Source organism: Gillisia sp. Hel_I_86 (genome assembly GCF_007827275.1).
Taxonomy (GTDB): Bacteria; Bacteroidota; Bacteroidia; order Flavobacteriales; family Flavobacteriaceae; genus Gillisia.
Window position 1 is genome coordinate 2,088,937 of the sequence record NZ_VISE01000001.1, and the last position, 24,995, is coordinate 2,113,931.

Consider the following 24,995-nt stretch of genomic DNA (forward strand, 5'->3'; position numbering starts at 1 on the left):
TATGGCCGAAGTAATAAATATGCCACGTCTTAGTGACACCATGGAAGAAGGGGTGGTTGCTAAATGGTTGAAAAAAGTTGGGGATAAAGTAGAAGAAGGCGATATTTTAGCTGAAATCGAAACCGATAAAGCTACGATGGAATTTGAATCCTTTTATGAAGGAACATTGCTTCATATAGGAATTGAAGAAGGGGAAACCGCTCCGGTAGATGATTTACTTGCCATAATTGGTGAAAAAGGGGAGGATATTTCTAAATTAATAAAAGGAGATAGTAAATCTTCAAAAAAAGAGGAAAACAAAACGGAGTCCGAGGATACTTCCAAGGACGCTCCTGTAAAAGATTCTAAAGATAAAGAAGAGGAAGAATCACAAGAGGAAGATTCAGAAAAAACCGAGGCTTCTGAAATTCCTGAAGGAGTAGAGATAATTAATATGCCTAGGCTTAGTGATACCATGGAAGAAGGTACCGTAGCAACTTGGCTTAAGAAGGAAGGGGACACCGTAGAGGAAGGAGATATTTTAGCTGAAATCGAGACCGATAAGGCTACAATGGAATTTGAGTCTTTTTATGAAGGAACCTTGCTTAAAATTGGGGTTCAAGAAGGGGAAACCGTAAAAGTTGATACCTTGTTAGCTATTATTGGTCCCAAAGGAACAGATGTTTCAGGTATTGGATCTGGAAAAGCTGAGCCAAAATCTTCAGGTAAAAAAGAGGAAGCTCCATCTAAAGAAGATGATTCATCTAATGAAGCTTCAGAAGAAAAACCTAACGTGAATACTACCGAAGCTAAAGATGGAGGCAGAATATTCGCTTCGCCGTTGGCAAAGAAAATAGCCGAAGATAAAGGGATAAATCTTGCCGATGTTAAGGGTTCTGGAGAAAATGGTAGAATTGTAAAGAAAGACGTGGAAACTTTCAAACCTTCAGCTCAACCCACAACAGCTAGATCGGAAAGCCCTGTTTCTTCTTCAGAAAAACCTGTGCAAACATACGTTCCTGCGGGCGAAGAATCTTATGAGGAGATCAAGAATTCCCAAATGCGCAAAACCATTGCAAAACGTTTGGGGGAATCTAAATTTACCGCGCCACATTATTATTTAACGATCGAGGTGAATATGGAATTTGCAATGATTTCCAGAAAACAGATCAATGAGATTCCAGATGTGAAGGTTTCTTTTAACGATATGGTGATCAAGGCTTCGGCAATGGCACTAAGAAAACATCCAAGGGTGAATTCTCAATGGACCGGAGATAGCACAAAAATAGCAAAGCATATCCATATGGGGGTTGCGGTGGCTGTGGAAGATGGATTGGTGGTGCCCGTTGTGAAATTTGCCGATCAATTGTCGATGACCCAAATTGGAGCGCAAGTTAAAGATCTTGCAGGAAAGGCCCGAAATAAAAAGTTGCAACCATCAGAAATGGAAGGAAGTACTTTTACGGTTTCCAACCTTGGGATGTTTGGGATTACCGAATTTACCAGTATCATCAATCAGCCAAATTCCGCGATCCTCTCTGTAGGGACAATTGTAGAAAAGCCGGTGGTGAAAAATGGACAAATTGTAGTAGGAAACACCATGAAAGTTACTTTGGCATGTGATCATAGAACTGTAGATGGGGCTACCGGAGCAGCTTTCTTGCAAACTTTAAAAATATATTTGGAGAACCCGGTAACCATGTTGGCATAATCCAAAAGCCTTTAGGGAATATACTATTTGAAAATCCCGCGCTATTGCGGGATTTTTTTATCTTTATAGTTATGATAAAAACATTTTTAAGAACAGCCGGCTTTGGGCTGTTGTTTGTATTTTTCGCGTGTAACCTTACACAAAATTCTACAGAAGAGAAGCAAATAATAATCCCACCGACAAAGAAAATTGAAATCGCCAAGGCGACTTTAAACGAGTCATCTGTAAAAGAGGGATTGGATTTTCTAGCATCAAATGATTTAATGGGACGAAATACAGGTTCAAAGGGAATTGAGAAAGCAGCAGTGTATATTGAGGGTATTCTCGAGAGAAATAATATTAAGCCATATTTTGCCACATATCGGGATTCCTTCACAGTAAAGGATGCAACAGGTTATAATATTGTTGGTTTGGCTGAAGGAACAGATCCTGTATTGAAAAATGAGTTTTTAATAATAAGCGCCCATTACGACCATATAGGCTTAATTTCTCCAATTGCAAACGATTCTATTGCAAATGGTGCGAACGATAATGCTGCAGGTTCTGTGGCTGTTTTGGAATTGGCAAAATATTTTGGCGCTGCACCAAAAAACAAAAGAAGTATTCTCTTTGTTTTTCTTTCTGCTGAAGAAAAGGGGCTTTTTGGATCCAAGCATTTGGCCAAAAGGTTGAAGGATGAAAACTTGGATCTCTATGTGAACTTTAATATTGAAATGATTGGAGTTCCTATGGTAGGAAAGGATCATAAGGCTTATTTGACCGGGTATGAAGAATCCAATCTTGCAGATAAATTCAATGAATATTCCAATGAAAAGGTATTGGGGTTTCTTCCGAAGGCAAAGGAATTTGATCTTTTTAGAAGGAGCGACAATTATTCTTTCTATAAAGAATTCAATGTGCCAGCACAAACCATTAGCACCTTTGATTTTACAAATTATAATTATTACCATCAAGTTCAGGATGAAGCCGATAAGCTGGATATTCCTTTTATGATAGATCTTATAGAAGCTATAATTCCTGGAATTTATACCATGGCAAATACTCCAACCAAAGAAATAAAACTCAATTAAGAATGAAGCATGTAGTAATAACAGGTACCAGCAGGGGAATTGGTTTTGAAATGGTCAAACTTTTTTCTGAAGCTGGGCATCGTGTAATGGCGCTTTCAAGAAAACCGGAATCGCTTCAGGCTTTAAAGTTGAAGAATGTACAGGTGATTGCCTGCGACATTACCAAGGAAGAAGAACTTCAAAAAATAGCGGCTCATATTGAAAAGACTTGGAAAAAAGTAGATGTTTTAATCAATAACGCAGGAGCAATTTTAAATAAATCTTTTGCTGAAGCCTCTTTGGATGAGTTTAAAGCCATTTATAACACGAATGTTTTTGGCGTGGCAGGACTTATTCAAAAACTACTTCCTTTTATGGATTCCACCTCTCATGTAGTTAACATCAGCAGTATGGGCGCTGTGCAAGGCAGTATGAAATTTCCGGGTCTTTCGGCATATAGTTCGAGCAAGGGAGCATTAATAACCTTGACAGAAATGTTGGCAGAAGAATATAAAGAGAATGGACCCTCCTTTAATGTATTGGCTTTAGGTGCCGTGCAAACCGAAATGTTGGCGGAAGCTTTTCCAGGATACAAAGCACCGGTTTCTGCTCAAGGGATGGCGGAGTATATTTTGGATTTCAGCCTTAATGGTCAAAAATATTATAACGGTAAACTGTTACAGGTTTCCAATAGTACCCCTTAAAAAGGAAGAAATGAGCGATGTTCTTGAAAAATATTTGCCAAGTCACGCAGTATCTCCTATTTTCAACCTTATAGAAGAACATAACATTCATCTTAAAATTGTTAATGAAAGGGTTACGAGGCATGGGGATTATAGAAGGAAGCCAAATGGAGGTCATCAAATAACAATCAATGCGAATCTAAATAGGTTCAGGTTTTTGATAACCTTGGTGCATGAAATTGCCCATCTGTTAGCGTTCGAAAGATTTGGAAGTGCAATAAAACCACACGGGAGGGAATGGAAATTCACTTTTCAGCAAATGATGTTGCCATTCATAAGACCTGAGATATTTCCCATACAATTATTACCTTTAATTGCTAAACATTTCAAAAACCCTAAAGCGAGCAGCGATACCGATGCGCAATTATCTGTAGCCCTTAAAAGTTTTGATCCCGAAAATGATAAAAATTATATTTTCGAACTTCCCCTAGGTGGTGTCTTCAGAATTTATAATGGTAAGGTTTTTAAGAAAGGCGCAAAGAGAAGGAAGCGGTATGAGTGTGTAGAGATGGATACGGGCAAGATTTATTTATTTCAACCTAATGCCGAAGTAGAGTTAATAGCAGTTTAGGTTTTAAACAAAAGAAAGAATGACAAGTTACAATCAAGATTATTATGCAGTAATTATGGCTGGTGGGGTAGGTTCCAGGTTCTGGCCTTTAAGTACGGCCAAATACCCAAAACAGTTTCACGATATGTTGGGCATTGGGGAAACTTTATTGCAAAGCACTTATAACAGGCTTACCAATGTAGTACCTCGGGAGAATATCCTTGTTCTTAGTAATGAAGCTTACAACGAAATAATAAAGGAGCAACTTCCCAAAATTACCCAGGAACAAATTATTTTGGAGCCGGCAATGCGAAATACGGCACCCTGTATCTTGTTGGCGGCAATGAAGATCAAGAAAAAAAATCCAAATGCTGTAATGATCGTAGCACCTAGTGATCATTTTATCAATGATGAAGATGCCTTTGCTGTAGATATCAATTTAGCTTTTGAAGCTGCCATTAAGGAAGATATTCTAGTAACACTGGGAATAAAGCCCACTTTTCCCAATACTGGTTACGGTTATATAAAATATGGCAAAGAAGAAGGGAAAGACCTTCAGAAGGTGGAAGTATTTACTGAAAAACCTACATTAAGAAATGCTAAAAAGTATTTGAAAGAAGGAAACTACGTTTGGAATGCCGGAATTTTTATTTGGAAAGCGTCCTTTATTACAGATTCTTTCAAAACCTTTTTACCGGAAATGTTCAATCTATTCAATGATGGAAAAAAAATTCTAAACACTTCTAAAGAAGAAATATTTGTTAAGGACACTTATCCAGAAGCACAAAATATTTCTATAGATTATGCAATCATGGAAAAGTCAGATTCGGTTTATGTAATTCGGGCTTCGTTTAAATGGAGCGATCTGGGGACTTGGGGTTCATTGCATGAGGAATTAGCTAAAGATGCTGAAGATAATGCGGTGGTAAATGCACGATTATTACCTCAAGATGCAACCGGAAATATGATCTATACACATAACTCCAAAGTGGTGGTTCTAGATGGGTTGAAGGATTATATTATAGTTGATGATAAAGATGTTTTACTGATTGTTCCTAAGGATAAAGAACAAGATATTAAAGAGATTAGGAATAAGGTAATGGAAAAATTTGATGAGCGTTTAGGATAGCAATAGTCAATAAAAGTAGGTTAACGGCAAGTCTCCGAATAAAAATTTTTTAGATTGAAATTGGATAAGCTTGTAGGTAAGGTAAAATTTAATCAATGCCCTTTTAATTGTGCATCCCTTACCTTTTTAAACAGATTGGAAGAGTATACGAAGTCGGTCACTGTCTTATCATCTGTTTGAAAAATCTGGGATTTGTCGCCTTTCCAAGCGAGAACACCATCTTTTAAAAATGCGATATTTTCCCCTATTTCCAGCACCGAGTTCATGTCGTGTGTGATAATTACCGTAGTTATGTCATTTTCTCGGGTTAATTCCTGAATAAGATTATCTATTACGGTTGCAGTGGTTGGATCCAACCCGGAGTTGGGTTCATCGCAAAACAAGTATTTTGGTTTGTTCACAATGGCACGTGCAATTGCTACTCGTTTTTGCATTCCCCCGCTAATTTCTGCAGGATATTTATTCGCGCTACCCTCCAAATTAACACGCTCCAAGACTTCAGCTACTCTGGATTTTAATTTTCGTTTACGCTGATTAGTGAACATTCGCAGCGGAAACATTACATTTTCTTCCACCGTCATAGAATCAAATAAGGCACCTCCCTGAAACAACATTCCTACCTCTTTCCGCAGCTCTCTTTGTTCTTCCTCTGTAAAAGTGGAGTATGCTTTTCCATCATATTCTATAGTTCCTTCTTCGGGCTTAAATAGGCCCAGCATACTTTTTAAAAGTACGCTTTTCCCAGATCCTGATTGGCCAATTATTAAATTGGTTTTTCCTGTTTCAAAAACAAAATTGATCCCTTTCAGAATTTCTTCGCCATCAAAACCTTTATGAAGATTCTTTACTTCGATCATTAACTAAGCAATAATTGGGTTACTAAATAATTTGTAATAATTATAATAACGCTGGTCCACACAAAAGAGGTGGTGCTTGCATGTCCCACTTCCAATGCGCCGCCTTTCATATAATAGCCATGGTATGCGGGTACTGTTGCTAATATCATTGCAAAAATAAAAGTTTTAATAAATGCATAGACTACCTGAAATCCCTCAAAATCATCTTGTAATCCTGTTAGAAAAAGATCTGCACCAACAAAACCCCCTAGAACTGCGGCGGCATAGGCCCCCATAATCCCTAAGAACATAGCAATAGCGATCACAAAAGGGTATGTAAGCATAGCTATTATTTTCGGGAAAATCAAATAGTTCAAGGAATTTATCCCCATTACTTCCAAAGCATCAATTTGTTCGGTTACACGCATGGATCCAATACTCGAAGTTATAAATGAACCCACTTTGCCTGCCATGATAATAGAGATAAAGGTAGGTGCAAATTCGAGAATTATGGATTGCCTTGCGGCAAATGCTATTAAAGTCTTTGGAATCAAAGGGTTGTTTAGGTTTAGGGCAGTTTGTATTGCCACAACCCCACCAATAAAAAAGGAGATAAAAGAAACTATCCCCAAGGAACCAATAATAAGCTCATTTATCTCTTTGAATATTAATTCTCTTAAAACAGAGCGTTTGGTCATTCTGCCAAACACGCCTTTAATCATTAAAAAATATTCACCAATAGAATGGATGTAGCTCATCAAGGAATTTTTGTAAAGCTAAAATACTAAAATTTAGCAGGAAACTATTTAACGAAGAATTAAAGTTTAAACTCCAATTCTTTAGTAATTTTGAGATACTTATTAATCGTTTATCCATTTTATGAAATATTACATCACGATTCTTTTTATCACAACGCTTTCTTTTACTTCCCTAGCTCAAGGCAAACCAGATAATTCTATTAATCCAGATAAGCCGAAATTGGTGGTTGGGGTTGTTGTGGACCAAATGAGGTATGATTATTTGACCAGATTTTGGAATAAATATGAAAATGATGGGTTTAAGAGATTAATTGCAGAAGGTTTCAACTTTAAGAACAATCATTTTAATTACATTCCAACCTATACCGCTCCAGGACATGCCTCGGTATTTACGGGAACTACTCCGCAAAATCATGGAATTATCAGCAATAGCTGGTACAACAAGTTCGAGCAGCAATATATTTATTGTGTAACAGATGTAAATGTACAGCCTCTTGGCACGTTGGCTTCCGCAGGAAAAATGTCTCCACACAGAATGCTCACTACCACAATTGCAGACGAAAACAGATTGTTTACTCAAATGAGGGGAAAAACAATTGGGATTGCCTTAAAAGATAGGGGTGCAATATTGCCTGCTGGCCATACAGCCAATGCAGCGTATTGGTTTCATGGCCAAGAAGAGGGCAAATGGATAAGCAGTACTTTTTATATGGAAGAAATGCCAAAATGGGTTCAGGATTTCAATATTTCGGGCGCAGCGCTCTCTTATATGAAGCCTTGGGATGCCCTTAAGGATTTGGATTCCTATTTAGAAAGCGGCATAGATGAAAATCTTTTTGAAACTGGTTATAGCGGTAAGAAAACTGCCACTTTTCCTTATGATCTAGAAAAGTTGGAAAAAGAAAATGGAAATTATGATCTCTTAAAAGTGACTCCTTATGGAAATTCATTGACCACAGATTTTGCTATTGCTGCCATAAAAGGTGAGGCGTTAGGGAAAGATGAATTCACGGATTTTCTAACCGTAAGTTTTTCCAGCACCGATTATATAGGACATAATTTTGGGGTGAATTCTAAAGAGATCGAAGATGCGTATTTACGATTGGATCTCGATATAGCTAGACTACTTGCAAATTTAGATGAAGAGGTAGGAAATGGAAATTACGCCTTTTTTCTAACCGCAGATCATGGGGGGGGAGATGTTCCAACCTATTTAACCTCTGTTAAAATCCCTTCTGGATATTTTGATGATGTTGAATTCGATACAAAATTGAAGGAATTTATTTTTCAAAAATATAAGAAGGAAAATCTGATTGAATCTATTTCCAATTATCAGGTATTTTTTAATTATAGGAATTTGGCAGATGCTGAAATAGATCGAAAGTCCTTTGAACAAAATATTGCCCATTTTATTTTACAATACCCAAAAGTGAGTAGGGTATTTACTAGAAATCAACTAGAAAGCGGTAATTATACTGAAGGCATTTCTGGTTTGATTCAAAATGGTTTTAACCAGAAAAGAAGTGGGGATGTGGTCTTTGTGCTGGATCCGGCCGTGATCTCGTATACTACAACTACAGGTTCTACCCATGGAAGCGGGTTTTCCTATGACACACATGCCCCTTTAATTTTCTTCGGAAAGGGTATTAAGCAGGGAAGTACGGCAATAAGATCTGAGATAGTGGATATTGCACCAACGATCTCCGTGCTCTTGGGAATTGCATTTCCAAATGCAGCTACTGGCACGCCTTTAATACAGGTATTGGAGAAATAAATTTAGAATATTTTTTTGAACATTTTTCGCCATCGGAGGCTTCTGGCAAACTCTCCTTCTCTTTTAGATAATAGAAATGGCTGATTTTCTCTCTTTGCTCTGAAATAACCCGTGATATAATCTTGAAAAAGACTGAAGTCTTTTTTTCTGTAAGCGAGTTTGGCTGAAGCAATTAAAGTGATAGTAAAACCATATCTCAACTTATAAAATGCTTCGCCTTGTTTATATTTGGAAGCTTTATTGTAGGTTGCTCCTGTAGGCTTAAGATGTTTTACCAAAAGGCTTTCATCTGTTTTAATTCCCCAGCCATAAAATTGAGCCTGTAGCTCATCTGCAGTGTCCCAACCCATAGCAGCCTTAAGTCCGTTAATGTCCTTAAAACAGGCTTTTCTGTATGCTTTTAAAGCCCCTCTAATATGATCTTTATTGGTAAGATTCTCCAGGACCCATGCTCCATTATTTTGAATAGTGCAAAAGCCGCCTACCATCCCAACTTCGGGAAAATCCTTAAAATTGTTCACGATAATTTGCAGATAATTTTCAGGGAAAATAAGATCGGCATCGAATTTACATAGGATGTCATAATCGTCATCCAGTGTTTTAAGCCCTTCCTTGAAGGCTTTGATCACTTTGCTTCCCGGAAGATGCGCTTCGGTCGAGGTGATGGAAACCAAGGAGATAAAAGGATATTTAGCACTAAATCCTGAAACTATATTCGGCGTGGCATCATTAGATTGATCATTTACGACCACTATTTTTTCTGGTGCGTATGTCTGATCTACTAAAGACTGCAAAGTCAAGCCAATAAATTCAGCTTCGTTATGTGCAGGTATTACAATATAGATTTTCAAAATATAGCGTTGTAAAAAGAATGGAGTTGAAGTTGAGGATAAAATTTCAGAAAATAAAATTTATCGCTCCGCATATACGGCGTAATATCTTGGGGTGAACTTCCTTAATAAAGGTCTAAATCCAATTTTTTGAACCGGATTGGTCCATTTCTCTCTTTTTTTAATATTCCAGCCTGCTTTTTCTAGCAGCCAATCGAATTGCCAGTCTTCGAACTCATGATAATGTCTATCACGCATATCGGTCTTGCTTCTATAGGCATCGGCAAACCAAAGTTTCAAAGGTACAGTAGCAACCAATTTCTTGGATTTTATATTTTTTAAAACATTGAAGGGGGATACCAAATGCTCGAAAATTTCAAAAGCAGTTACTACATCATATTCATTTTCTGAATCTACTAGTGGATATAGGTCTAGATCGTCTCCTGAAGTATTGGTAACCGAATATTCATGGGATTGCATGATAGTGGAAAATGGGTTTTCCACACCCAGATCCAAAACCTTTGCAGGTGCCGGAACAGCATTTTCGAGAAATTCCAATGTTTTTTTAAATCTTTTGTTCGGAAATGTATTTTCGTACATCTTAGTATTCGTAAACCATCGCGTTTATATTCATGCCGGCACCAACACTGGCAAGAATTATAACATCGCCTTTGTCGAGGTTTTGGTTGGGAATATTACCTTTGATCACCAAATCCAACAGCGTAGGAACTGTAGCTACACTGCTATTTCCGAGTTCATGAATGCTCATTGGCATTACATTCTCCGGAGCTTTCATTTTATATTGCTTGTAAAAACGGGCTATAATGGCTTCATCCATCTTTTCATTGGCCTGATGGATAAATACTTTTTTTACATCTTCAATAGACTTTCCACTTTCTTCCAAACAAGATTTCATCGCTTCAGGTACATGTGTTAAAGCGAATTCGTAAATCTTTCTACCATTCATCTTAATATATCTCGTGTCATCATCTTCTTCATTTCTGTTGGATTTTCCGAAGTAGATATGATGCGCATCTTGATAGGCATAAGTCGCAGAGCTATGGGAAAGAATCCCACCAGGCTCTTCGGAAGCCTCGAAGATCGCCGCTCCAGCTCCATCTGAAAATATCATGGAATCCCGGTCGTAATTATCTACCACTCTAGAAAGTGCTTCTGCTCCAATAACCAAGCATTTCTTGGCCATGCCACTTTTAATAAAGGCTTGAGCTTGTATTACAGCTTCTATCCAGCCTGGGCATCCAAAAAGCACATCGTAACCCACACATTTAGGATTTTTAATTCTAAGATTGTGTTTTACCCGGGTGGCAATACTAGGTACCGTATCGCTTTGAATACTGCCATATTTAACATCCCCGTAATTATGGGCAACAATCAAATAGTCTAGGGTTTCTGGATCTATACCAGCATTTTCGATAGCTTTTTGAGCAGCTACAGTTGCCATATCCGAAGTGCTTAGATCTTTTTCAAGATACCTTCTTTCTTCAATTCCGGTAATCGCTTTGAATTTTTCAATAGTAATCTCATTTGCATGAGGAAAACCTGATCCATCTAAATTTAAAAATTCATGTTTCAAAAAGTCTGAATTCTTTCTCTTTAAGCTTGGAATAAAACTTCCTAAACCTGTTATCTTTATGCTCATTGAAACCGAGGTTTTTTGTAATTACAACAACTAAAATACTAAAAGCAATCTAAGTAATCCTCAAGGATTTAGATAAATTGATACATTTTGTGGTATTAGTAAATTTCGCGGTTATAATTATTAAAATGATAATTATAACGCCTTGAAATATAAAATATCCATAGGTTTAATTTTATACCTGTTATTCACATATGTTTATGCGTCCATATATTCTTCAATTGGAGCACAGGTGCAAATAAGGTTTCTATCTCCATAAGCATCATCTACTCTGCGAACAGCAGGCCAAAATTTATTATCTGCCACATACTCCAACGGGAATGCTGCTTGTTGTCTAGAATATGGAAAATCCCATATATCTGCAGTAAGCATTGCCAGTGTATGTGGTGCGCTCTTTAAAATATTTACTTCATCTTTAGTAGATGATTCGCTGATTTCCTTACGAATAGAGATCAATGCATCACAAAATCTATCCAATTCTGCTTTACTTTCGCTTTCTGTAGGTTCAATCATTAAGGTTCCTGCAACAGGAAAGGAAACAGTTGGTGCATGGAAACCGTAATCAATTAGTCTTTTAGCAATATCCACCACTTCAATTCCATTGGTTTTGAAAGGCCTGCAATCCACGATCATCTCATGGGCTGCACGGCCCCTTTCTCCAGAATATAGGGTTTGGTAATGATCTTTTAAACGTGCTTTAATATAGTTGGCATTCAAAATAGCATATTCTGTAGCTTTTTGAAGACCGTTCACCCCAAGCATTGTGATATAGCCATAAGAAATAAGGCATACCAAAGCAGATCCCCAAGGTGCTGAAGAAATAGCTGTGATTGCATGTTCTCCACCCGTTTTTATCACAGGGTTCCCTGGTAAGAAAGGAAGTAATTGTTTTGCAACACATATTGGCCCAACTCCTGGTCCACCCCCTCCGTGAGGGATTGCAAAGGTCTTATGGAGATTTAAGTGACAAACATCGGCTCCAATAGCACCTGGGTTGGTTAATCCAACCTGTGCATTCATATTGGCGCCATCCATATAAACCTGGCCTCCGTTATCATGGATCAGCTGGGTGATCTCTTTAATAGCCGACTCATATACCCCGTGAGTAGATGGATAGGTTACCATTAAAGCTGCTAAATTATCTTTATATTTTAATGCTTTTTCTCTAAGATCATCTACATCTATATTTCCTTCCTTCGTAGATTTTGTTACTACCACTTTCATTCCGGCCATCACTGCAGATGCAGGATTGGTGCCGTGTGCAGAAGAAGGGATCAAGCAAATGTTTCGCTGTGAATCCCCCCGGGATTCGTGATAGGCACGAATCACCATTAATCCTGCATATTCTCCCTGCGCTCCAGAATTTGGTTGTAAGGAAGTACCTGCAAAACCTGTTATTTCAGTTAATTGGCCTTCCAATCTTTTTAAAACTATTTGGTATCCTTCAGCCTGGTCCATAGGTGCAAAAGGATGAATATTTCCCCATTGTGGATTGCTTAAAGGAAGCATTTCCGAAGCTGCATTCAACTTCATGGTACAAGAACCCAAAGCGATCATGGAGTGATTTAATGAAAGATCTTGACGCTCCAGTTTTTTGATGTAGCGCATCAATTCTGTTTCTGAATGATAAGTGTTGAAAACAGCGTTGGTCAAAAATTCAGTTTTTCTATCTACTGATGAAGGAATAGAATTTCCTTCGGATAATTTTTCAATAACATTAAATTCTGTATGTGCAACTTCTGCAAAAACGGAAACAATTTTATTAAGATCTTTAATCGTGGTTGTTTCATTTAAAGCGATCACAACTGTTTTGGCATCCGGATAATAGAAATTGATCTTGTTTTTTTCCGCCAAAACTTTAATTGCTTTGGCATCTGCCTTTACCTGTAGCGTATCAAAATAAAATTTGTTAAGCTGACTAAAACCTAAATTTTCTAATTTTTGATCTAAAGTATATGCTGAAGCATGAACGATATTTGCTATATATTCCAGTCCTTTTGGCCCGTGATATACAGCATACATTCCAGCCATTACGGCCAACAATACCTGAGCGGTACAAATATTGGAAGTCGCTTTGTCCCTTTTTATGTGTTGTTCCCTGGTTTGTAGCGCCATTCTTAAGGCACGATTGCCATTAAGATCTTTGGTTACCCCTATAATCCTTCCCGGGATACTTCTTTTGTATTCTTCTTTGGTTGCAAAATAAGCCGCATGTGGCCCGCCATACCCTAACGGAATTCCAAAACGTTGCGTGGTTCCAACTACTACATCTACTCCAAAATGTCCTGGAGATTCTAATTTTACCAAGCTCAAAATATCTGCAGCAACCACTACTTTAATTCCTGCATCTTTACATTTAGAAACATACCCTGAATAATCGAAAACCTGACCGGATTTTCCTGGATATTGAAGGATTGCCCCAAAGAATTCAGATGAAAAATCGAATTTTGTATGCTCCCCTATAACCAATTCAATTCCAAGTGGAATGGCCCTGGTTTTTAAAAGGGAAATAGTTTGTGGCAACACCTCTTCTGAAACAAAAAATTTCACAACTTCATTTTTTTTCTGATCTCTTTCTCTTACGGCAAATAATAATGCCATCGCTTCTGCCGCAGCCGTAGATTCGTCTAAAAGGGAGGCATTCGCCAATTCCATTCCAGTTAGATCTGCAATCATGGTTTGGAAGTTCAATAATGCTTCTAGTCTTCCCTGGGCAATTTCTGCTTGATAGGGGGTGTAGGCAGTATACCATCCCGGATTTTCCAAAATGTTGCGTTGGATCACCGCTGGCATAATAGCTTGATGATATCCCAAGCCTATATAAGATTTATATATTTTGTTTTTAGAAGCCAGCTCTCCAATATGCTCGGCATATTCATTTTCACTTAGCGCTGTATCAAGTTTCAATTGAGATTTTAAACGGATATCGTCCGGGATTGTCTCGTAAATTAGCTGATCTAAAGAGGAGACCCCAACGGTGGAAAGCATTTCTGAAAGTTCACTTTCCCTGGGACCAATATGTCTAAGTGCAAAAGAATCTGTTCTCATTAAAATTAAGTTGTGTTTGGTGCTGCAAAATTACATATTTTAAACGTAAGTTTTTGCAATTTAGCTCCTTGGACTTGTTAAGATTTTATAGCTTATTTTTGATGGGTAAAGCAGTTAATAAATGAACTTGAAACCTATACTTAATTTTTATATTGGTAGTAGTATTCATGTAGCTTTAGCAGTAGTGAGCCTAGCAATTATAACAATGCTTGATTTTAAGCTTTCAATAGACTTCAATATATGTTTGTTTATATTTCTAGCGACCATCACGGGCTATAATATTGTAAAGTATGCCGGAATTGCTGGATTACATCATTTAAGCCTCACAAAGAACCTTCGGATTATTCAAATTTTTTCATTCTTCATATTTATCTCTTTGCTCTATGTATTGTTTCAAGTATCGTTGAATGTTATTATTTTTTCAGTACTAATGGGCTTTATTACCATGCTTTATATGCTGCCTTTTTTTGGTGGCGGAAAGAATTTAAGGGCGCTATCCGGGATAAAGATCTATGTCATTGCATTTGTTTGGAGCGGAGTAACGGTACTGTTGCCTTTAATTGGTAAAACCGACTTGATACAATGGGATGTGCTAATTGAATTTACCCAAAGATTTCTTTTTGTATTTGCGTTAACCCTCCCATTTGAAATTAGAGATCTAAAGTTCGATATGGCCAATTTAAAAACTGTGGCGCAAATATTCGGGGTGCGAAGGACTAAAATCATTGGTGTTATAGCCTTATCCATCATAATTCTGCTGGAATTTTTAAAAATAAAATTTAGTCTTGTAAGCGCAATTTCTTTAATTCTGATTTCCGTGTTGTTAAGTGCTCTAATAATTAATGCTGGAATAAGGCAAACAAAACTTTATTCATCTCTTTGGGTGGAGGGGGTGCCCATTTTATGGTGCTTATTGCTTTTGGGATTGCAATTTATATACTGGTAATTTCTTTTTCGATTTCTTCTCGCCATTCTTTTTTTTCTTCCTCAGTACAGGTCTTAATATTGGATCGTTCAATCAATTCTGTAAGGTGGCGATTATGGGAGGAATATTTTCTGCATTTCTTACAATAAATAAGATGCAATAACATCTTTAGCTTTTCGGTGACAGAAGCTTCCTTATATTGGTTTTTATCACAACAATATGCAGCTTCTGAGCAATCTATTAAAAGTCTCTTTTTTGTATCCATATTAAAACCAGTTTTTTTCCAAACATTGTGCTAAAGTTGTTCGTGCCCTGTGAATTATTACCCAAAGATTAGACGGGGTAATATTAAACTCATTACAAATAGCTTCAGTATCAAAACCATCTATAGTTTTCATTTTAAAAATCTTGGCCTGCTTTTCGGTTAATTGCTCCATACATTCCAAGATAGCTATTCCCAACTCTTCATTTTCCATTACATCTTCAGCCGTCTTGTCAAATCTGTCTGGGGCATTTTCTTCTAACCAATCTCCTTCATTGGAATCGTCGTTATATTGAATCTTGATTTCTGCCCTTCCTTTTCTAGAATTGCTTTTTCTATAATAATCTATGATCTTTCTTTTTAAAATCGAGATCAACCAAGTACGTTCGGTCGCCTCGCCTTTAAAATTTTTCATGGATTTTAAGCCTGCCAAGAATGTTTCAGAAATAAGATCATGAGCCAACTCCCGATCGTTCACCCTTACAATAGTAAAATTGAAGAGATAATCGGAATATTTATCTACCCATTTAGTAGGATCTATTTTATTAATCGACATAGGCAAATAACATTATTTACTCAAAATTAAGAAAAGTTTGATATCAAACCATTGATTGAAAGATAAGATATATTTAAGATAATATAGGTTTTTATTGCTTTTCCAATAACCCTGCCCTTATTAACAAAGCATCTGGTTGTGGTTCTTTCCCCCTAAAACGTTTGTATAAGGTCATTGGATCTTCTGTTCCTCCCAAGGAAAGTACTGTCTCCTGAAACTTTTTAGCCACTTCTGGATTAAAGATCCCATTTTCTTTGAAATATTCAAAGGCGTCGGCATCCAACACTTCTGCCCATTTGTAGGAATAATAACCAGATGAATATCCTCCTTGAAAAATGTGCGAAAATGAAGTGCTCATACAGTTTTCTTTCACATCTGGATAAAGTTTTGTGCCTTCAAAAGCTTCATCTTCATGTGCCTTAACATTAGAAATAGATGAAGGATCTCCGGCATGATAGCCCATGTCCAACATTCCAAAGCTTATTTGGCGCAAAGTTGCCATTCCCTCATGGAAATTAGAGGCTTTCTTGATCTTATCTATTAATTCCTGCGGAATAATTTCTCCAGTTTCATGATGTTTGGCAAAAAGCTGAAGCGCTTTTGGCTCGTAGCACCAATTTTCTAATATTTGACTAGGCAGCTCCACAAAATCCCAGTAAACACTGGTTCCGGAAAGGCTTGGGTATTGAGTATTGGCCAACATCCCATGTAGTGCATGTCCAAATTCGTGGAATAGGGTGGTCACTTCATTAAATGTTAATAAGGATGGCGTGTTCTTGGTTGGTTTTGTGAAATTGCAAACTATAGAAATATGTGGTCTGTTGTTTTTATCGTTTATTATTTCCTGATTTTTGTAAACGGTCATCCATGCTCCGTCCCTTTTTCCAGCCCTGGGATGGAAGTCGGCATAGAAAAGTGCCACTTCTTTTCCTTCGTTATCGGTAACCTGATATGTCTTTACATCTTTATGATAGACATCTATATTGGTTACTTGAGTAAAAGTTAAGTTGTAAAGCTTTTTAGCCACCGTAAATACTCCTTCTATTGCATTATTAAGCTGAAAATAGGGCTTCAATATTTCGTCATCCAGATTGAATGATTTCTGTTTCAATTTTTCCTGAAAATAGGAAGCATCCCATTTTTGAAGCTTTTCTATTCCTTCCAGATCTTTAGCGAAGTTTTCCAGTTCAGAAAATTCCTTTAAAGCTGCTGGCTTTGCTTTTTCTAGTAATTCCTGTAAAAAAGTGGTTACAGTCTCCGGGTTTTTAGCCATTCGTTCTTCTAATACGAAGTCGGCATGAGATTTATACCCCAATAATTTAGCGCGCTCAAATCTTAGTTTTATAATTTGAAGCACATGCTCCTGATTATCGAGTTCATCATTATGAAACCCCTTCGCTCCAAAGGCAAGGGCCATTGTTTTTCTTAACTCCCTGTTTTTGGCATATTTCATAAATGGAATGTAGCTGGGATATTCTAAACTGAAGATCCAGCCTTTTTTCTCTTTAGAACTTGCCACCTCTCTTGCAGCTTCTTTAACATGTTCTGGCAAACCTTCAAGATCTGCTTCGTTGGTTAAATGCAGTTCAAATTTATTGGATTCGGCCAATACGTTTTCACCAAATTTAAGGCTAAGGGAAGATAGTTTTTTGTCAATTTCCCTCAATTTGATTTTGTCTTCTGAATTTAGGTTTGCCCCGTTTCTCGAAAAAGCTTTGTATTTTTTATCAAGCAACATTAGTTGCTCACCATTCAATTCCAAGCTATCCTTTTTATTGAAAACTGCTTTTACCCGCTCAAAAAGCTTTTCGTTTAAAATAATATCGTTTTTGAATTCAGAAAGTAAAGAAGAGATTTCCTGAGCGATTTTTTGGATCTCTTCATTGGTTTCTGCCGAATTCAAATTGAAAAAGATGCTGGTGATCCTATCCAATTTTTTTCCTGAAAACTCCAAAGCTTCAACGGTGTTCTTAAAAGTAGGAGCCGAAGACAAGTTTGCTATTTGTTCAATTTCGGTTTTTGCAATTTCTATAGCATGAGTGATAGCTGGTTTAAAATGTTCGGTTTTTATTTTCGAGAATGGAGCAAAATCGAATTCTTGAAGAAGAGGATTATAACTGTTCATGAGCTAATTTGTTTATGTAAACGGGCTAAAATCGCATTGTAGCGATATATTAAAACCTGATTATTAATATGTTAAAATTTTATGTAACTTTGCGCCTTGCAATAAAAGGTTGAATAAAATATAATAAGTAGTCTTTTGTAGTTTAGAATAATATATTTAGAATGGTTAATAAATGATAATTTTAACGAAGAAGTACTACAGAGAAAGCCACATTTTATGTGGCTTTCTTGCTATTTAATAGTTTTTGTTCCTTCTATCACTTTTTGTTTTAAACCTTCTTTATATACCAATATTTTATCCAGCATACATTTATCCGAGCTTCCCAGGATTTGAGCAGCTAGGATTCCGGCATTTTTCGCCCCATTTAGAGCCACTGTCGCCACGGGAACTCCTCCCGGCATTTGTAATATGGATAAAACAGAGTCCCAGCCATCTATGGAGTTGCTCGATTTTACCGGTACACCAATAACCGGAAGCGGAGATAATGAAGCTACCATCCCAGGTAAATGCGCTGCACCACCGGCACCAGCTATAATTACTTTAATTCCCCGGGTATGTGCAGCTTTACTGAATTCGAACAACTTTTCTGGGGTACGATGTGCAGAAACAATATCTACTTCCACCTCGATATCGAAGCCTTTTAAAATATCTATGGCTTCTTGCATTACTGGCAGGTCGCTGGTACTGCCCATGATTACAGCTACTTTACTCATTTGTTATATTTTAAAAATGTACGATCTAAATTGATGCTTTAGTTCTCGCTAATTACTTTTAAGGTGTTTTTAACCTCTTCGGCAATAGTCCTTGCGGTTCTAAGATCTTTGTTTACAATGGTAACATGACCCATTTTTCTAAATGGCCGGGTTTCTTTTTTCCCGTAAATATGCGGAGTTACTCCCGGCATTTTCAGGATTTGCTCCATATTCTTGTAAATAGGAGCGCCTGTATGATTTTTTTCCCCGGATAAATTTACCATTATTCCTGCAACTTTACTTTCTGTGTTACCTAAGGGTAGGTCTAAAATGGCCCTTAAATGTTGCTCAAATTGATTGGTATAACTAGCTTCAATACTGTAATGCCCGCTATTGTGAGGTCTCGGTGCTACTTCATTTACAACCAATTCATCTTCTTGAGTTAAAAACATTTCAACAGCTAACAATCCAACATGTTTGAAAGCAGCGGAAATTTTTTCTGCCAACTCTCGAGCTTTTTTGGAAATAGATGCTTCAATCCTTGCAGGACATATTACGTATTCCACCTGATTGGCAACAGGGTGAAACTCCATTTCCACTACAGGATAGGAGATTGCTTCGCCTGAAGGATTTCGTGCTACAATAACTGCTAATTCATTTTTGAAAGGAACCAATTTTTCAGCTAAACATTTTCTATCTGGAACCTGAGTGAGATCTTCTTTGGATTTCACGATCATTACACCTCTTCCATCATAACCACCAGTCGCACTTTTCCAGACAAAGGGTAATGAGATTTGGTTTTCGGAAAATGCTTTTAGTAATTCCGCTCTCGAATTAAAAGCTGAAAAAACTGCGGTTGGAAGGCCATTATCTAAGTAGAATTGTTTTTGAACTACCTTATCGCTAATTTTTTCTAACGTATCAGAAGAAGGATACACTTTAATACCTTCTTTTTCAAGTTGCTTTAAAGCTTCAACATTAACAGATTCTATCTCGAAAGTTAATAGATCTACTTTTCTCCCAAAATCGAGAACAGTTTCATAATTCATTAGATCTCCCTGGATAAAAGTATTAGCTGAAATTTTGCAGGGAGCTTCTTCACTTGGATCCATAACTATAGTATTGATATCCAGTTTTCTTGTTTCATACAGAAGCATTTTCCCCAGTTGTCCACCGCCTAAAATACCCAATTTAAAATCTGAAGAAAAATAATTGATCATAGCGATTACGATGTTTACGCAAAAATAATTTTTTAAGCTGGAATACTCGAAAGATTGTAACACAAATGCATTTATTTATTAAGGTGTTAGGATGATAAGAATCCCTATCTTTGCTGTTTTAATTTTATACTAGTGATTCAGTTACACGATCTTAAGTTCGAACCCTTTATTTCCGAAGAAAAAATAGTACTAGCTATAGATGCTATGGCTGCGCAAATCAACCAAGACTTTAAGGGGAAAACCCCGGTGTTTTTGGCGGTGTTAAATGGTGCTTTTATGGTTGCTTCAGAAATTATTAAGGGTTTTGAAGGGGATTGTGAAGTTGCATTCGTGAAGCTAGCGTCTTATAAGGGTACAGAAACTACCGGAAATGTAGAAACCTTGGTTGGTTTAAATCTCTCTTTAGAAAACAGGCACGTGCTCATAATTGAAGATATTGTGGATACAGGGATCACTTTGGCTACCATTTATAAAATGATGGAAAAAGAAAACGTTGCGGATGTTCGCATTGCAACCTTATTCTTTAAGCCGGAAGCATATCAAAAAAAATTCAGTATAGATTATATAGGAATGGAAATCCCCAATGATTTTATTGTGGGATATGGATTAGATTATGATGGCCTTGGCCGAAATCTAACGCAAGTTTATAAACTTAAAAAAGAAAACATGACAAATTTGGTGTTATTTGGCCCTCCTGGGGCAGGAAAAGGAACCCAAGCAAACTTTTTGAAGGAAAAATATAAATTGATTCATATCTCTACCGGGGATGTGTTTAGATATAATATAAAAAATGAAACGGAGCTAGGACTGCATGCGAAATCCTTTATGGACAAGGGACAACTAGTTCCGGATGATGTTACAATTAAAATGTTAGAAGCAGAAGTGGATAAAAACCCGGACTCTAACGGCTTTATTTTCGATGGCTTTCCAAGAACCGTAGCGCAGGCAGAAGCCCTTGCAGGCTTGATGAAAGAGAAAAACACACAAATCTCAGCGATGATTGCTTTAGAGGTAGATGATGAGGTGCTGGTGCAGCGTCTTTTGGAAAGAGGTAAAACTTCTGGGAGAAAGGATGATGCAGATGAAGCTATTATAAGAAATAGGATTCATATCTACTACGAAGAAACTGCGATATTAAAGCAGTTTTATCTAAAAGAAAACAAATATTTTGGAGTAGATGGAGTAGGATCTATTTCTGAAATTACAGAAAGAATTAGTAAAGTAATCGATTCTTTATAAAATTAAATTTGATTATCTGTAAAGTATCTTAAACTGATAAAAAACGTCATTCTGTCCCGACTGTTCGGGAGTTTCAGAATCTCAAAACAATATATATCAATGCAATACGGAGACCCTGAAATAAATTCAGGGTGACGAAATATTTATTAGGACAAAAAGCGGAGGTACATTAAATAACATTTTAGGATTACGAAAACCGATTGTGAAATCGCAAAACAATAGAAGACAATGACAGAAGGGAATTTTGTAGATTATGTAAAGATCCATGTGGCTTCCGGAAAAGGAGGGCAAGGGTCTGCGCATTTACGTCGGGAAAAATATATTACAAAAGGTGGACCCGATGGTGGCGATGGTGGTCGTGGAGGCCATATTATCCTAAAAGGGAATAAAAACCTTTGGACACTTTTTCATCTTAAATTTAAAAGGCACGCAAGAGCAGAGCACGGATCTCACGGATCTAAGCAGCGAAGTTCTGGTGCAGATGGAGCCGATCAATATATTGAAGTCCCCTTAGGAACAGTGGTTCGAGATACAGAGACAGAAGAGGTCTTATTCGAGATCACGGATGATGGGGAAGAGCGTATTGTAGCGCAGGGTGGAAAAGGGGGTTTAGGTAACTGGCACTTTAAATCTTCCACGAACCAAACTCCAAGATATGCACAGCCTGGAATAGATGGACAGGAAGTAGATGTTACTTTGGAGCTTAAAATTTTGGCAGATGTAGGTTTGGTTGGTTTTCCAAATGCAGGGAAATCTACTTTACTATCTGTAATTACTGCCGCGAAACCAAAGATCGCAGATTATGAATTTACTACCCTGAAACCCAATCTAGGAATTGTGGAATACCGGGAATTTAAAACATTTGTGGTTGCAGATATCCCTGGGATCATTGAAGGCGCTGCGGAAGGTAAAGGAATTGGACATCGGTTTTTACGCCATATAGAACGTAACTCTACCTTGCTGTTTTTAGTTCCGGCAGATGCGCCGGATATTGTTAAGCAATATGAGATCCTTTTGGATGAGCTTAGAAGATATAATCCGGAGATGTTGGATAAGGATCGTCTAATTGCCATTTCTAAATGTGATATGTTGGATGAAGAATTAAAAGCCGAACTGAAAGTTATTTTAGATAAAGGACTTAAAGCACCGTATTTATTTATTTCATCGGTAGCACAACAAGGTTTAATGGAACTCAAGGATAAACTTTGGGAAATGTTGAATACTGAAACTACTTAAAATTTTATGTATATCCGTAAACAGTCATACTTTAAAATTTGGACGTCACCCTGAACTTGTTTCAGGGTCTAAGTTGAGTGTAAAGTACTATTCATGTTAGATGCTGAAACCATCCCGAAAGCTTTCGGGACAGCATGACGATTTATTCTTAATTTTGATTTTATGAGTAAAAACAGACATACATAAAATTTTATTATTAAAACTTTTCGTGGGATGATTTTTGCTTAACTTTCAGTAAAAACCATCCCATGAAAAATTTAAAACACCTTTTTTTATTACTGATAGTCTCCGCTTGTAATGCTCCTAGAGCTACTTATGACTATGATCAAAATATGGAATTTAATTCCATAAATACCTTTCAAATCTATCCAGATCTAAAATCCAATTTGAGTCAGTTGGATGAACAGCGGATGTTATCTGTATTGGATTCAGAAATGAATAAAATCGGATTTACTACTTCAGAATCTCCAGATGTGTATTTAAATTTTTATTCAACTTCATACGAAGAACCCAGTAGAAATAATATTGGAATTGGGGTAGGAGGTACTGGCAGAAATGTTGGAGTTGGGGTTTCCGGTGGAATCCCGATAGGTGGGTCGAACACCTATTTAAGAGTAACCTTCGATCTTATAAATGTAAAAACCGATGCTTTAATTTGGCAGGCCATTGTGGAATCTCCATTTGATAGGAATGGTTCTCCAGCAGAGCGGGAAAATCAATTAAGAACAATGTTTCAAAAGGCATTAAAAGGCTATCCTCCAAATAAGAAGTAAATCCATTAGCATGTACGGTTAAAGAGTTAAGACCGCTTCACTAAAAGAGGCAAGAATAAAGACTTAAACCTAACAAACTAGTATTCCAAAATGATTGTAAAGAGTTGTTTTTAAAATGAATCTTAATCAAAATGGAATTAGATATGTTCTAAAATATATGTGCGTTTTCTAATCATTGTTAGTAATATATGCTCGCAGGTTTCTTAAGTTAGCTAAGCGCATAAAATAAAAAAGCCCCAATTTCCTGGGGCTTTTTCTTGGTTAGTTAGTTGCAACTTTTTTAATTCATGATAGTAAACTCACTACGCCTGTTCTTAGCATATTGTGCTTCAGTACAACCTGTAGGTTTAGTACAGTCATTTAATGGCATGGACTCACCGTAACCTTTGGAGGTTAAACGATCTCTTTCAACACCATGATTCACCAAGTATTCTAAAGTAGCAGCAGCACGTCTTTCAGAAAGAGCCATGTTATAGCTATCTGTTCCTCTAGCATCTGCATGAGATCCTACTTCAATATTTAATGTTGGGTATTTTTTCATGATTGCCACCACTTTATCTAAAGTAACTTCAGATTCTTTTTTGATGGTTGCTTTATCAAAGTCGAAGTAAATGTTTCCAACATCCCTTAACTGTTGTCTTCCAGTTTCGGTATTGGTTTCTCTCTCTTCAATCTCTACTACTGGTGGTGTATAGTCTTCTCTTAAGAAATTGTAAAGGTTATCTGTGCCCCTTCTGTTGGAAGCAAACCATCCTGTATCTTCTCCTTCTTTTACAACATATGCAAAATCATCGAATCCACTATTGATAGTAGCGCCTAAATTCTTGGTTTCAGAAAAATCACCTTCAGACTTGTAGATATCTAAGTTACCAAAACCTTGATGTCCATCTGATGAGAAGTAAAGAATTCCTTCTTCACTAATAAAAGGAAATTGCTCTCTGTGAGCGGTGTTTACTCCAGCTCCCAAATTTTGGGGAGTTCCAAAAGATCCGTCCTCGTTAACATCTACCATGTAGATATCGAAAGAACCATTGGTTCCAGGCATGTCACTTGCGAAATATAGCTTTTTGCCATCTGCACTTAAGCTTGGGTGTTCTACAGAATAAGAATCGCTGGAGAATGGAAGTTTTTCTATGTTGGACCAGTTTCCATCAACCATTTTAGCACGGTAAAGGCTAACATGGGCAATCTTATCGTCATCTACTTTTACTCGCTTATCATTGGTTCTATCAAAATACATGGTCATTCCGTCCTTGCTAAAAGTAGCAGAACTTTCATGAGAGTCTGTATTGATGTCTCCGGGGAAAAGAACAATTTCGTTCAATTGACCTTCATCATCTGTTGTAGCCGTGTACAAATCCAATGTTGGTTTTTTGTTCCAAGGATATAAAGGACGGGCTGTGTTTCTGGTAGATGCAAAAGTCACTTTATCGTCTCCATAGAATGAAATTCCAAAATCTGCAGAAGCAGCATTGTTCATCACTTGGTTAGAAGTAAATACGTGAGAAACGGTAGTGTCTAGTTCTTTTCTAAATTTTTCGAAATCAACTGTTTTTCCGGAGAATTCTGAAAAGTACTTATCTGCCTCTTTGTAGTTTCCTACTGCCATAGAAGCATGCGCATATCTGAATTTGTATTCAGCAGCGACTTCTTCTCCATGCTTAAGGAACAAGTTCTTATATACCTCTGATGCATTTTGCATTTGGTTGGTATAAAAGTAAGAGTCTGCAAGGTTTTGAAGAACTTCCTGGTTTTTGTTATTTACATTCTCATATGCATCAGTAGCATCCATAAATGCTCGCTGTGCAAAAAATCTATCGGCTTTTTTGATCTCAGAATTTTGGGCAAAACCGGAGAAACTAATAACCGCTATTAATATAAAACTGTATAATTTTTTCATGTT

General features: G+C 37.1%; 22 protein-coding genes. 10 read left to right on the forward strand and 12 right to left on the reverse strand.

The window, feature by feature from the left end; genetic code table 11:
* The first annotated feature begins 1 nt into the window (after position 1).
* The 5 genes from JM83_RS09460 to JM83_RS09480 all read left to right on the forward strand — a co-directional run bounded on the left by JM83_RS09460 (position 2) and on the right by JM83_RS09480 (position 5,161).
* Positions 2 to 1,690 carry a pyruvate dehydrogenase complex dihydrolipoamide acetyltransferase gene (locus tag JM83_RS09460; protein WP_144961541.1) on the forward strand — a complete coding sequence of 563 codons (1,689 nt, stop codon included), beginning with the start codon at positions 2 to 4 and terminating at the stop codon, positions 1,688 to 1,690.
* A gap of 71 nt (positions 1,691 to 1,761) precedes the next feature.
* Complete coding sequence (locus JM83_RS09465; RefSeq protein WP_186434977.1) at positions 1,762 to 2,760, forward strand: M20/M25/M40 family metallo-hydrolase; 999 nt, start codon at positions 1,762 to 1,764, stop codon at positions 2,758 to 2,760.
* Positions 2,761 to 2,762: 2 nt separating this feature from the next.
* Positions 2,763 to 3,443 carry an SDR family NAD(P)-dependent oxidoreductase gene (locus JM83_RS09470; protein WP_144961545.1) on the forward strand — a complete coding sequence of 227 codons (681 nt, stop codon included), beginning with the start codon at positions 2,763 to 2,765 and terminating at the stop codon, positions 3,441 to 3,443.
* A 10-nt stretch (positions 3,444 to 3,453) separates the two neighbouring features.
* A complete protein-coding gene (locus tag JM83_RS09475) occupies positions 3,454 to 4,053 on the forward strand; it encodes a SprT-like domain-containing protein (RefSeq protein ID WP_144961547.1) in 600 nt (199 codons plus the stop codon).
* 19 nt (positions 4,054 to 4,072) lie between these two features.
* Positions 4,073 to 5,161, forward strand: a complete 1,089-nt coding sequence (locus tag JM83_RS09480; protein ID WP_144961549.1) for a mannose-1-phosphate guanylyltransferase — start codon at positions 4,073 to 4,075, stop codon at positions 5,159 to 5,161.
* Between the two features lie 92 nt (positions 5,162 to 5,253).
* On the opposite strand, the gene JM83_RS09485 is transcribed toward JM83_RS09480, so the two are convergent.
* Positions 5,254 to 6,018 carry an ABC transporter ATP-binding protein gene (locus tag JM83_RS09485; protein ID WP_144961551.1) on the reverse strand — a complete coding sequence of 255 codons (765 nt, stop codon included), beginning with the start codon at positions 6,016 to 6,018 and terminating at the stop codon, positions 5,254 to 5,256.
* Complete coding sequence (locus JM83_RS09490) at positions 6,018 to 6,755, reverse strand: MlaE family ABC transporter permease (RefSeq protein ID WP_144961553.1); 738 nt, start codon at positions 6,753 to 6,755, stop codon at positions 6,018 to 6,020. Before JM83_RS09490 ends, JM83_RS09485 begins: the two co-directional genes overlap by 1 nt.
* 121 nt (positions 6,756 to 6,876) lie before the next feature.
* Here JM83_RS09490 and pafA point away from each other — a divergent pair, with 121 nt between their 5' ends.
* Positions 6,877 to 8,529, forward strand: a complete 1,653-nt coding sequence (pafA, locus tag JM83_RS09495; RefSeq protein WP_144961555.1) for an alkaline phosphatase PafA — start codon at positions 6,877 to 6,879, stop codon at positions 8,527 to 8,529.
* A 2-nt stretch (positions 8,530 to 8,531) separates the two neighbouring features.
* On the opposite strand, the gene JM83_RS09500 is transcribed toward pafA, so the two are convergent.
* The 4 genes from JM83_RS09500 to gcvP form a co-directional block, all read right to left on the reverse strand.
* The gene (locus JM83_RS09500; protein ID WP_144961557.1) at positions 8,532 to 9,380 is read right to left on the reverse strand and encodes a glycosyltransferase; all 849 of its coding nucleotides are present in this window, start codon (positions 9,378 to 9,380) and stop codon (positions 8,532 to 8,534) included.
* A gap of 60 nt (positions 9,381 to 9,440) precedes the next feature.
* Positions 9,441 to 9,959, reverse strand: a complete 519-nt coding sequence (locus JM83_RS09505) for a class I SAM-dependent methyltransferase (protein WP_144961559.1) — start codon at positions 9,957 to 9,959, stop codon at positions 9,441 to 9,443.
* Between the two features lies 1 nt (position 9,960).
* Positions 9,961 to 11,019, reverse strand: coding sequence for a 3-oxoacyl-ACP synthase III family protein (locus JM83_RS09510; RefSeq protein ID WP_144961561.1), 1,059 nt, complete (start codon positions 11,017 to 11,019; stop codon positions 9,961 to 9,963).
* 195 nt (positions 11,020 to 11,214) lie between these two features.
* A complete protein-coding gene (gene gcvP, locus JM83_RS09515) occupies positions 11,215 to 14,064 on the reverse strand; it encodes an aminomethyl-transferring glycine dehydrogenase (protein ID WP_144961563.1) in 2,850 nt (949 codons plus the stop codon).
* A gap of 127 nt (positions 14,065 to 14,191) precedes the next feature.
* On the opposite strand from gcvP, the gene JM83_RS09520 reads away from it, so the two are divergent.
* Entirely contained in the window at positions 14,192 to 15,010 is an 819-nt protein-coding gene (locus JM83_RS09520; protein WP_261376418.1) for a hypothetical protein, read from the forward strand.
* On the opposite strand, the gene JM83_RS09525 is transcribed toward JM83_RS09520, so the two are convergent.
* The 5 genes from JM83_RS09525 to JM83_RS09545 all read right to left on the reverse strand — a co-directional run bounded on the left by JM83_RS09525 (position 14,997) and on the right by JM83_RS09545 (position 19,844).
* A complete protein-coding gene (locus JM83_RS09525) occupies positions 14,997 to 15,254 on the reverse strand; it encodes a hypothetical protein (protein ID WP_144961567.1) in 258 nt (85 codons plus the stop codon). The genes JM83_RS09520 and JM83_RS09525 overlap by 14 nt on opposite strands.
* A 1-nt stretch (position 15,255) precedes the next feature.
* Positions 15,256 to 15,807, reverse strand: coding sequence for a sigma-70 family RNA polymerase sigma factor (locus tag JM83_RS09530; protein ID WP_144961569.1), 552 nt, complete (start codon positions 15,805 to 15,807; stop codon positions 15,256 to 15,258).
* Positions 15,808 to 15,898: 91 nt separating this feature from the next.
* The gene (locus tag JM83_RS09535) at positions 15,899 to 17,932 is read right to left on the reverse strand and encodes a M3 family metallopeptidase (protein WP_144961571.1); all 2,034 of its coding nucleotides are present in this window, start codon (positions 17,930 to 17,932) and stop codon (positions 15,899 to 15,901) included.
* A gap of 230 nt (positions 17,933 to 18,162) precedes the next feature.
* On the reverse strand, positions 18,163 to 18,645 hold the full coding sequence (gene purE / locus JM83_RS09540; RefSeq protein WP_144961573.1) for a 5-(carboxyamino)imidazole ribonucleotide mutase: 483 nt from the start codon (positions 18,643 to 18,645) through the stop codon (positions 18,163 to 18,165).
* A gap of 38 nt (positions 18,646 to 18,683) precedes the next feature.
* The gene (locus tag JM83_RS09545) at positions 18,684 to 19,844 is read right to left on the reverse strand and encodes a 5-(carboxyamino)imidazole ribonucleotide synthase (protein ID WP_144961575.1); all 1,161 of its coding nucleotides are present in this window, start codon (positions 19,842 to 19,844) and stop codon (positions 18,684 to 18,686) included.
* Positions 19,845 to 19,976: 132 nt separating this feature from the next.
* On the opposite strand from JM83_RS09545, the gene JM83_RS09550 reads away from it, so the two are divergent.
* The 3 genes from JM83_RS09550 to JM83_RS09560 all read left to right on the forward strand — a co-directional run bounded on the left by JM83_RS09550 (position 19,977) and on the right by JM83_RS09560 (position 23,092).
* The gene (locus tag JM83_RS09550) at positions 19,977 to 21,083 is read left to right on the forward strand and encodes an adenylate kinase (protein WP_144961577.1); all 1,107 of its coding nucleotides are present in this window, start codon (positions 19,977 to 19,979) and stop codon (positions 21,081 to 21,083) included.
* Positions 21,084 to 21,311: 228 nt separating this feature from the next.
* Positions 21,312 to 22,319 (forward strand): GTPase ObgE, encoded by a 1,008-nt coding sequence (gene obgE / locus JM83_RS09555; protein WP_144961579.1) that lies wholly within the window; start codon positions 21,312 to 21,314, stop codon positions 22,317 to 22,319.
* A gap of 248 nt (positions 22,320 to 22,567) precedes the next feature.
* The gene (locus JM83_RS09560) at positions 22,568 to 23,092 is read left to right on the forward strand and encodes a DUF4136 domain-containing protein (protein WP_144961582.1); all 525 of its coding nucleotides are present in this window, start codon (positions 22,568 to 22,570) and stop codon (positions 23,090 to 23,092) included.
* A 280-nt stretch (positions 23,093 to 23,372) separates the two neighbouring features.
* Here the strand turns inward: JM83_RS09560 and JM83_RS09565 are convergent, their stop codons facing one another.
* Positions 23,373 to 24,992 (reverse strand): OmpA family protein, encoded by a 1,620-nt coding sequence (locus JM83_RS09565; RefSeq protein WP_261376419.1) that lies wholly within the window; start codon positions 24,990 to 24,992, stop codon positions 23,373 to 23,375.
* Positions 24,993 to 24,995 lie beyond the last annotated feature (3 nt).

Bases quoted from the DNA above. Each gene is read 5' to 3' on its own strand.
- JM83_RS09460 (WP_144961541.1), top strand. From the start codon at position 2: ATGGCCGAAGTAATAAATATGCCACGTCTTAGTGACACCATGGAAGAA.
- JM83_RS09465 (WP_186434977.1), top strand. From the start codon at position 1,762: ATGATAAAAACATTTTTAAGAACAGCCGGCTTTGGGCTGTTGTTTGTA.
- JM83_RS09470 (WP_144961545.1), top strand. From the start codon at position 2,763: ATGAAGCATGTAGTAATAACAGGTACCAGCAGGGGAATTGGTTTTGAA.
- JM83_RS09475 (WP_144961547.1), top strand. From the start codon at position 3,454: ATGAGCGATGTTCTTGAAAAATATTTGCCAAGTCACGCAGTATCTCCT.
- JM83_RS09480 (WP_144961549.1), top strand. From the start codon at position 4,073: ATGACAAGTTACAATCAAGATTATTATGCAGTAATTATGGCTGGTGGG.
- JM83_RS09485 (WP_144961551.1), bottom strand. From the start codon at position 6,018: ATGATCGAAGTAAAGAATCTTCATAAAGGTTTTGATGGCGAAGAAATT.
- JM83_RS09490 (WP_144961553.1), bottom strand. From the start codon at position 6,755: ATGAGCTACATCCATTCTATTGGTGAATATTTTTTAATGATTAAAGGC.
- pafA (WP_144961555.1), top strand. From the start codon at position 6,877: ATGAAATATTACATCACGATTCTTTTTATCACAACGCTTTCTTTTACT.
- JM83_RS09505 (WP_144961559.1), bottom strand. From the start codon at position 9,959: ATGTACGAAAATACATTTCCGAACAAAAGATTTAAAAAAACATTGGAA.
- JM83_RS09510 (WP_144961561.1), bottom strand. From the start codon at position 11,019: ATGAGCATAAAGATAACAGGTTTAGGAAGTTTTATTCCAAGCTTAAAG.
- gcvP (WP_144961563.1), bottom strand. From the start codon at position 14,064: ATGAGAACAGATTCTTTTGCACTTAGACATATTGGTCCCAGGGAAAGT.
- JM83_RS09525 (WP_144961567.1), bottom strand. From the start codon at position 15,254: ATGGATACAAAAAAGAGACTTTTAATAGATTGCTCAGAAGCTGCATAT.
- JM83_RS09530 (WP_144961569.1), bottom strand. From the start codon at position 15,807: ATGTCGATTAATAAAATAGATCCTACTAAATGGGTAGATAAATATTCC.
- JM83_RS09535 (WP_144961571.1), bottom strand. From the start codon at position 17,932: ATGAACAGTTATAATCCTCTTCTTCAAGAATTCGATTTTGCTCCATTC.
- purE (WP_144961573.1), bottom strand. From the start codon at position 18,645: ATGAGTAAAGTAGCTGTAATCATGGGCAGTACCAGCGACCTGCCAGTA.
- JM83_RS09545 (WP_144961575.1), bottom strand. From the start codon at position 19,844: ATGATCAATTATTTTTCTTCAGATTTTAAATTGGGTATTTTAGGCGGT.
- obgE (WP_144961579.1), top strand. From the start codon at position 21,312: ATGACAGAAGGGAATTTTGTAGATTATGTAAAGATCCATGTGGCTTCC.
- JM83_RS09560 (WP_144961582.1), top strand. From the start codon at position 22,568: ATGAAAAATTTAAAACACCTTTTTTTATTACTGATAGTCTCCGCTTGT.
- JM83_RS09565 (WP_261376419.1), bottom strand. From the start codon at position 24,992: ATGAAAAAATTATACAGTTTTATATTAATAGCGGTTATTAGTTTCTCC.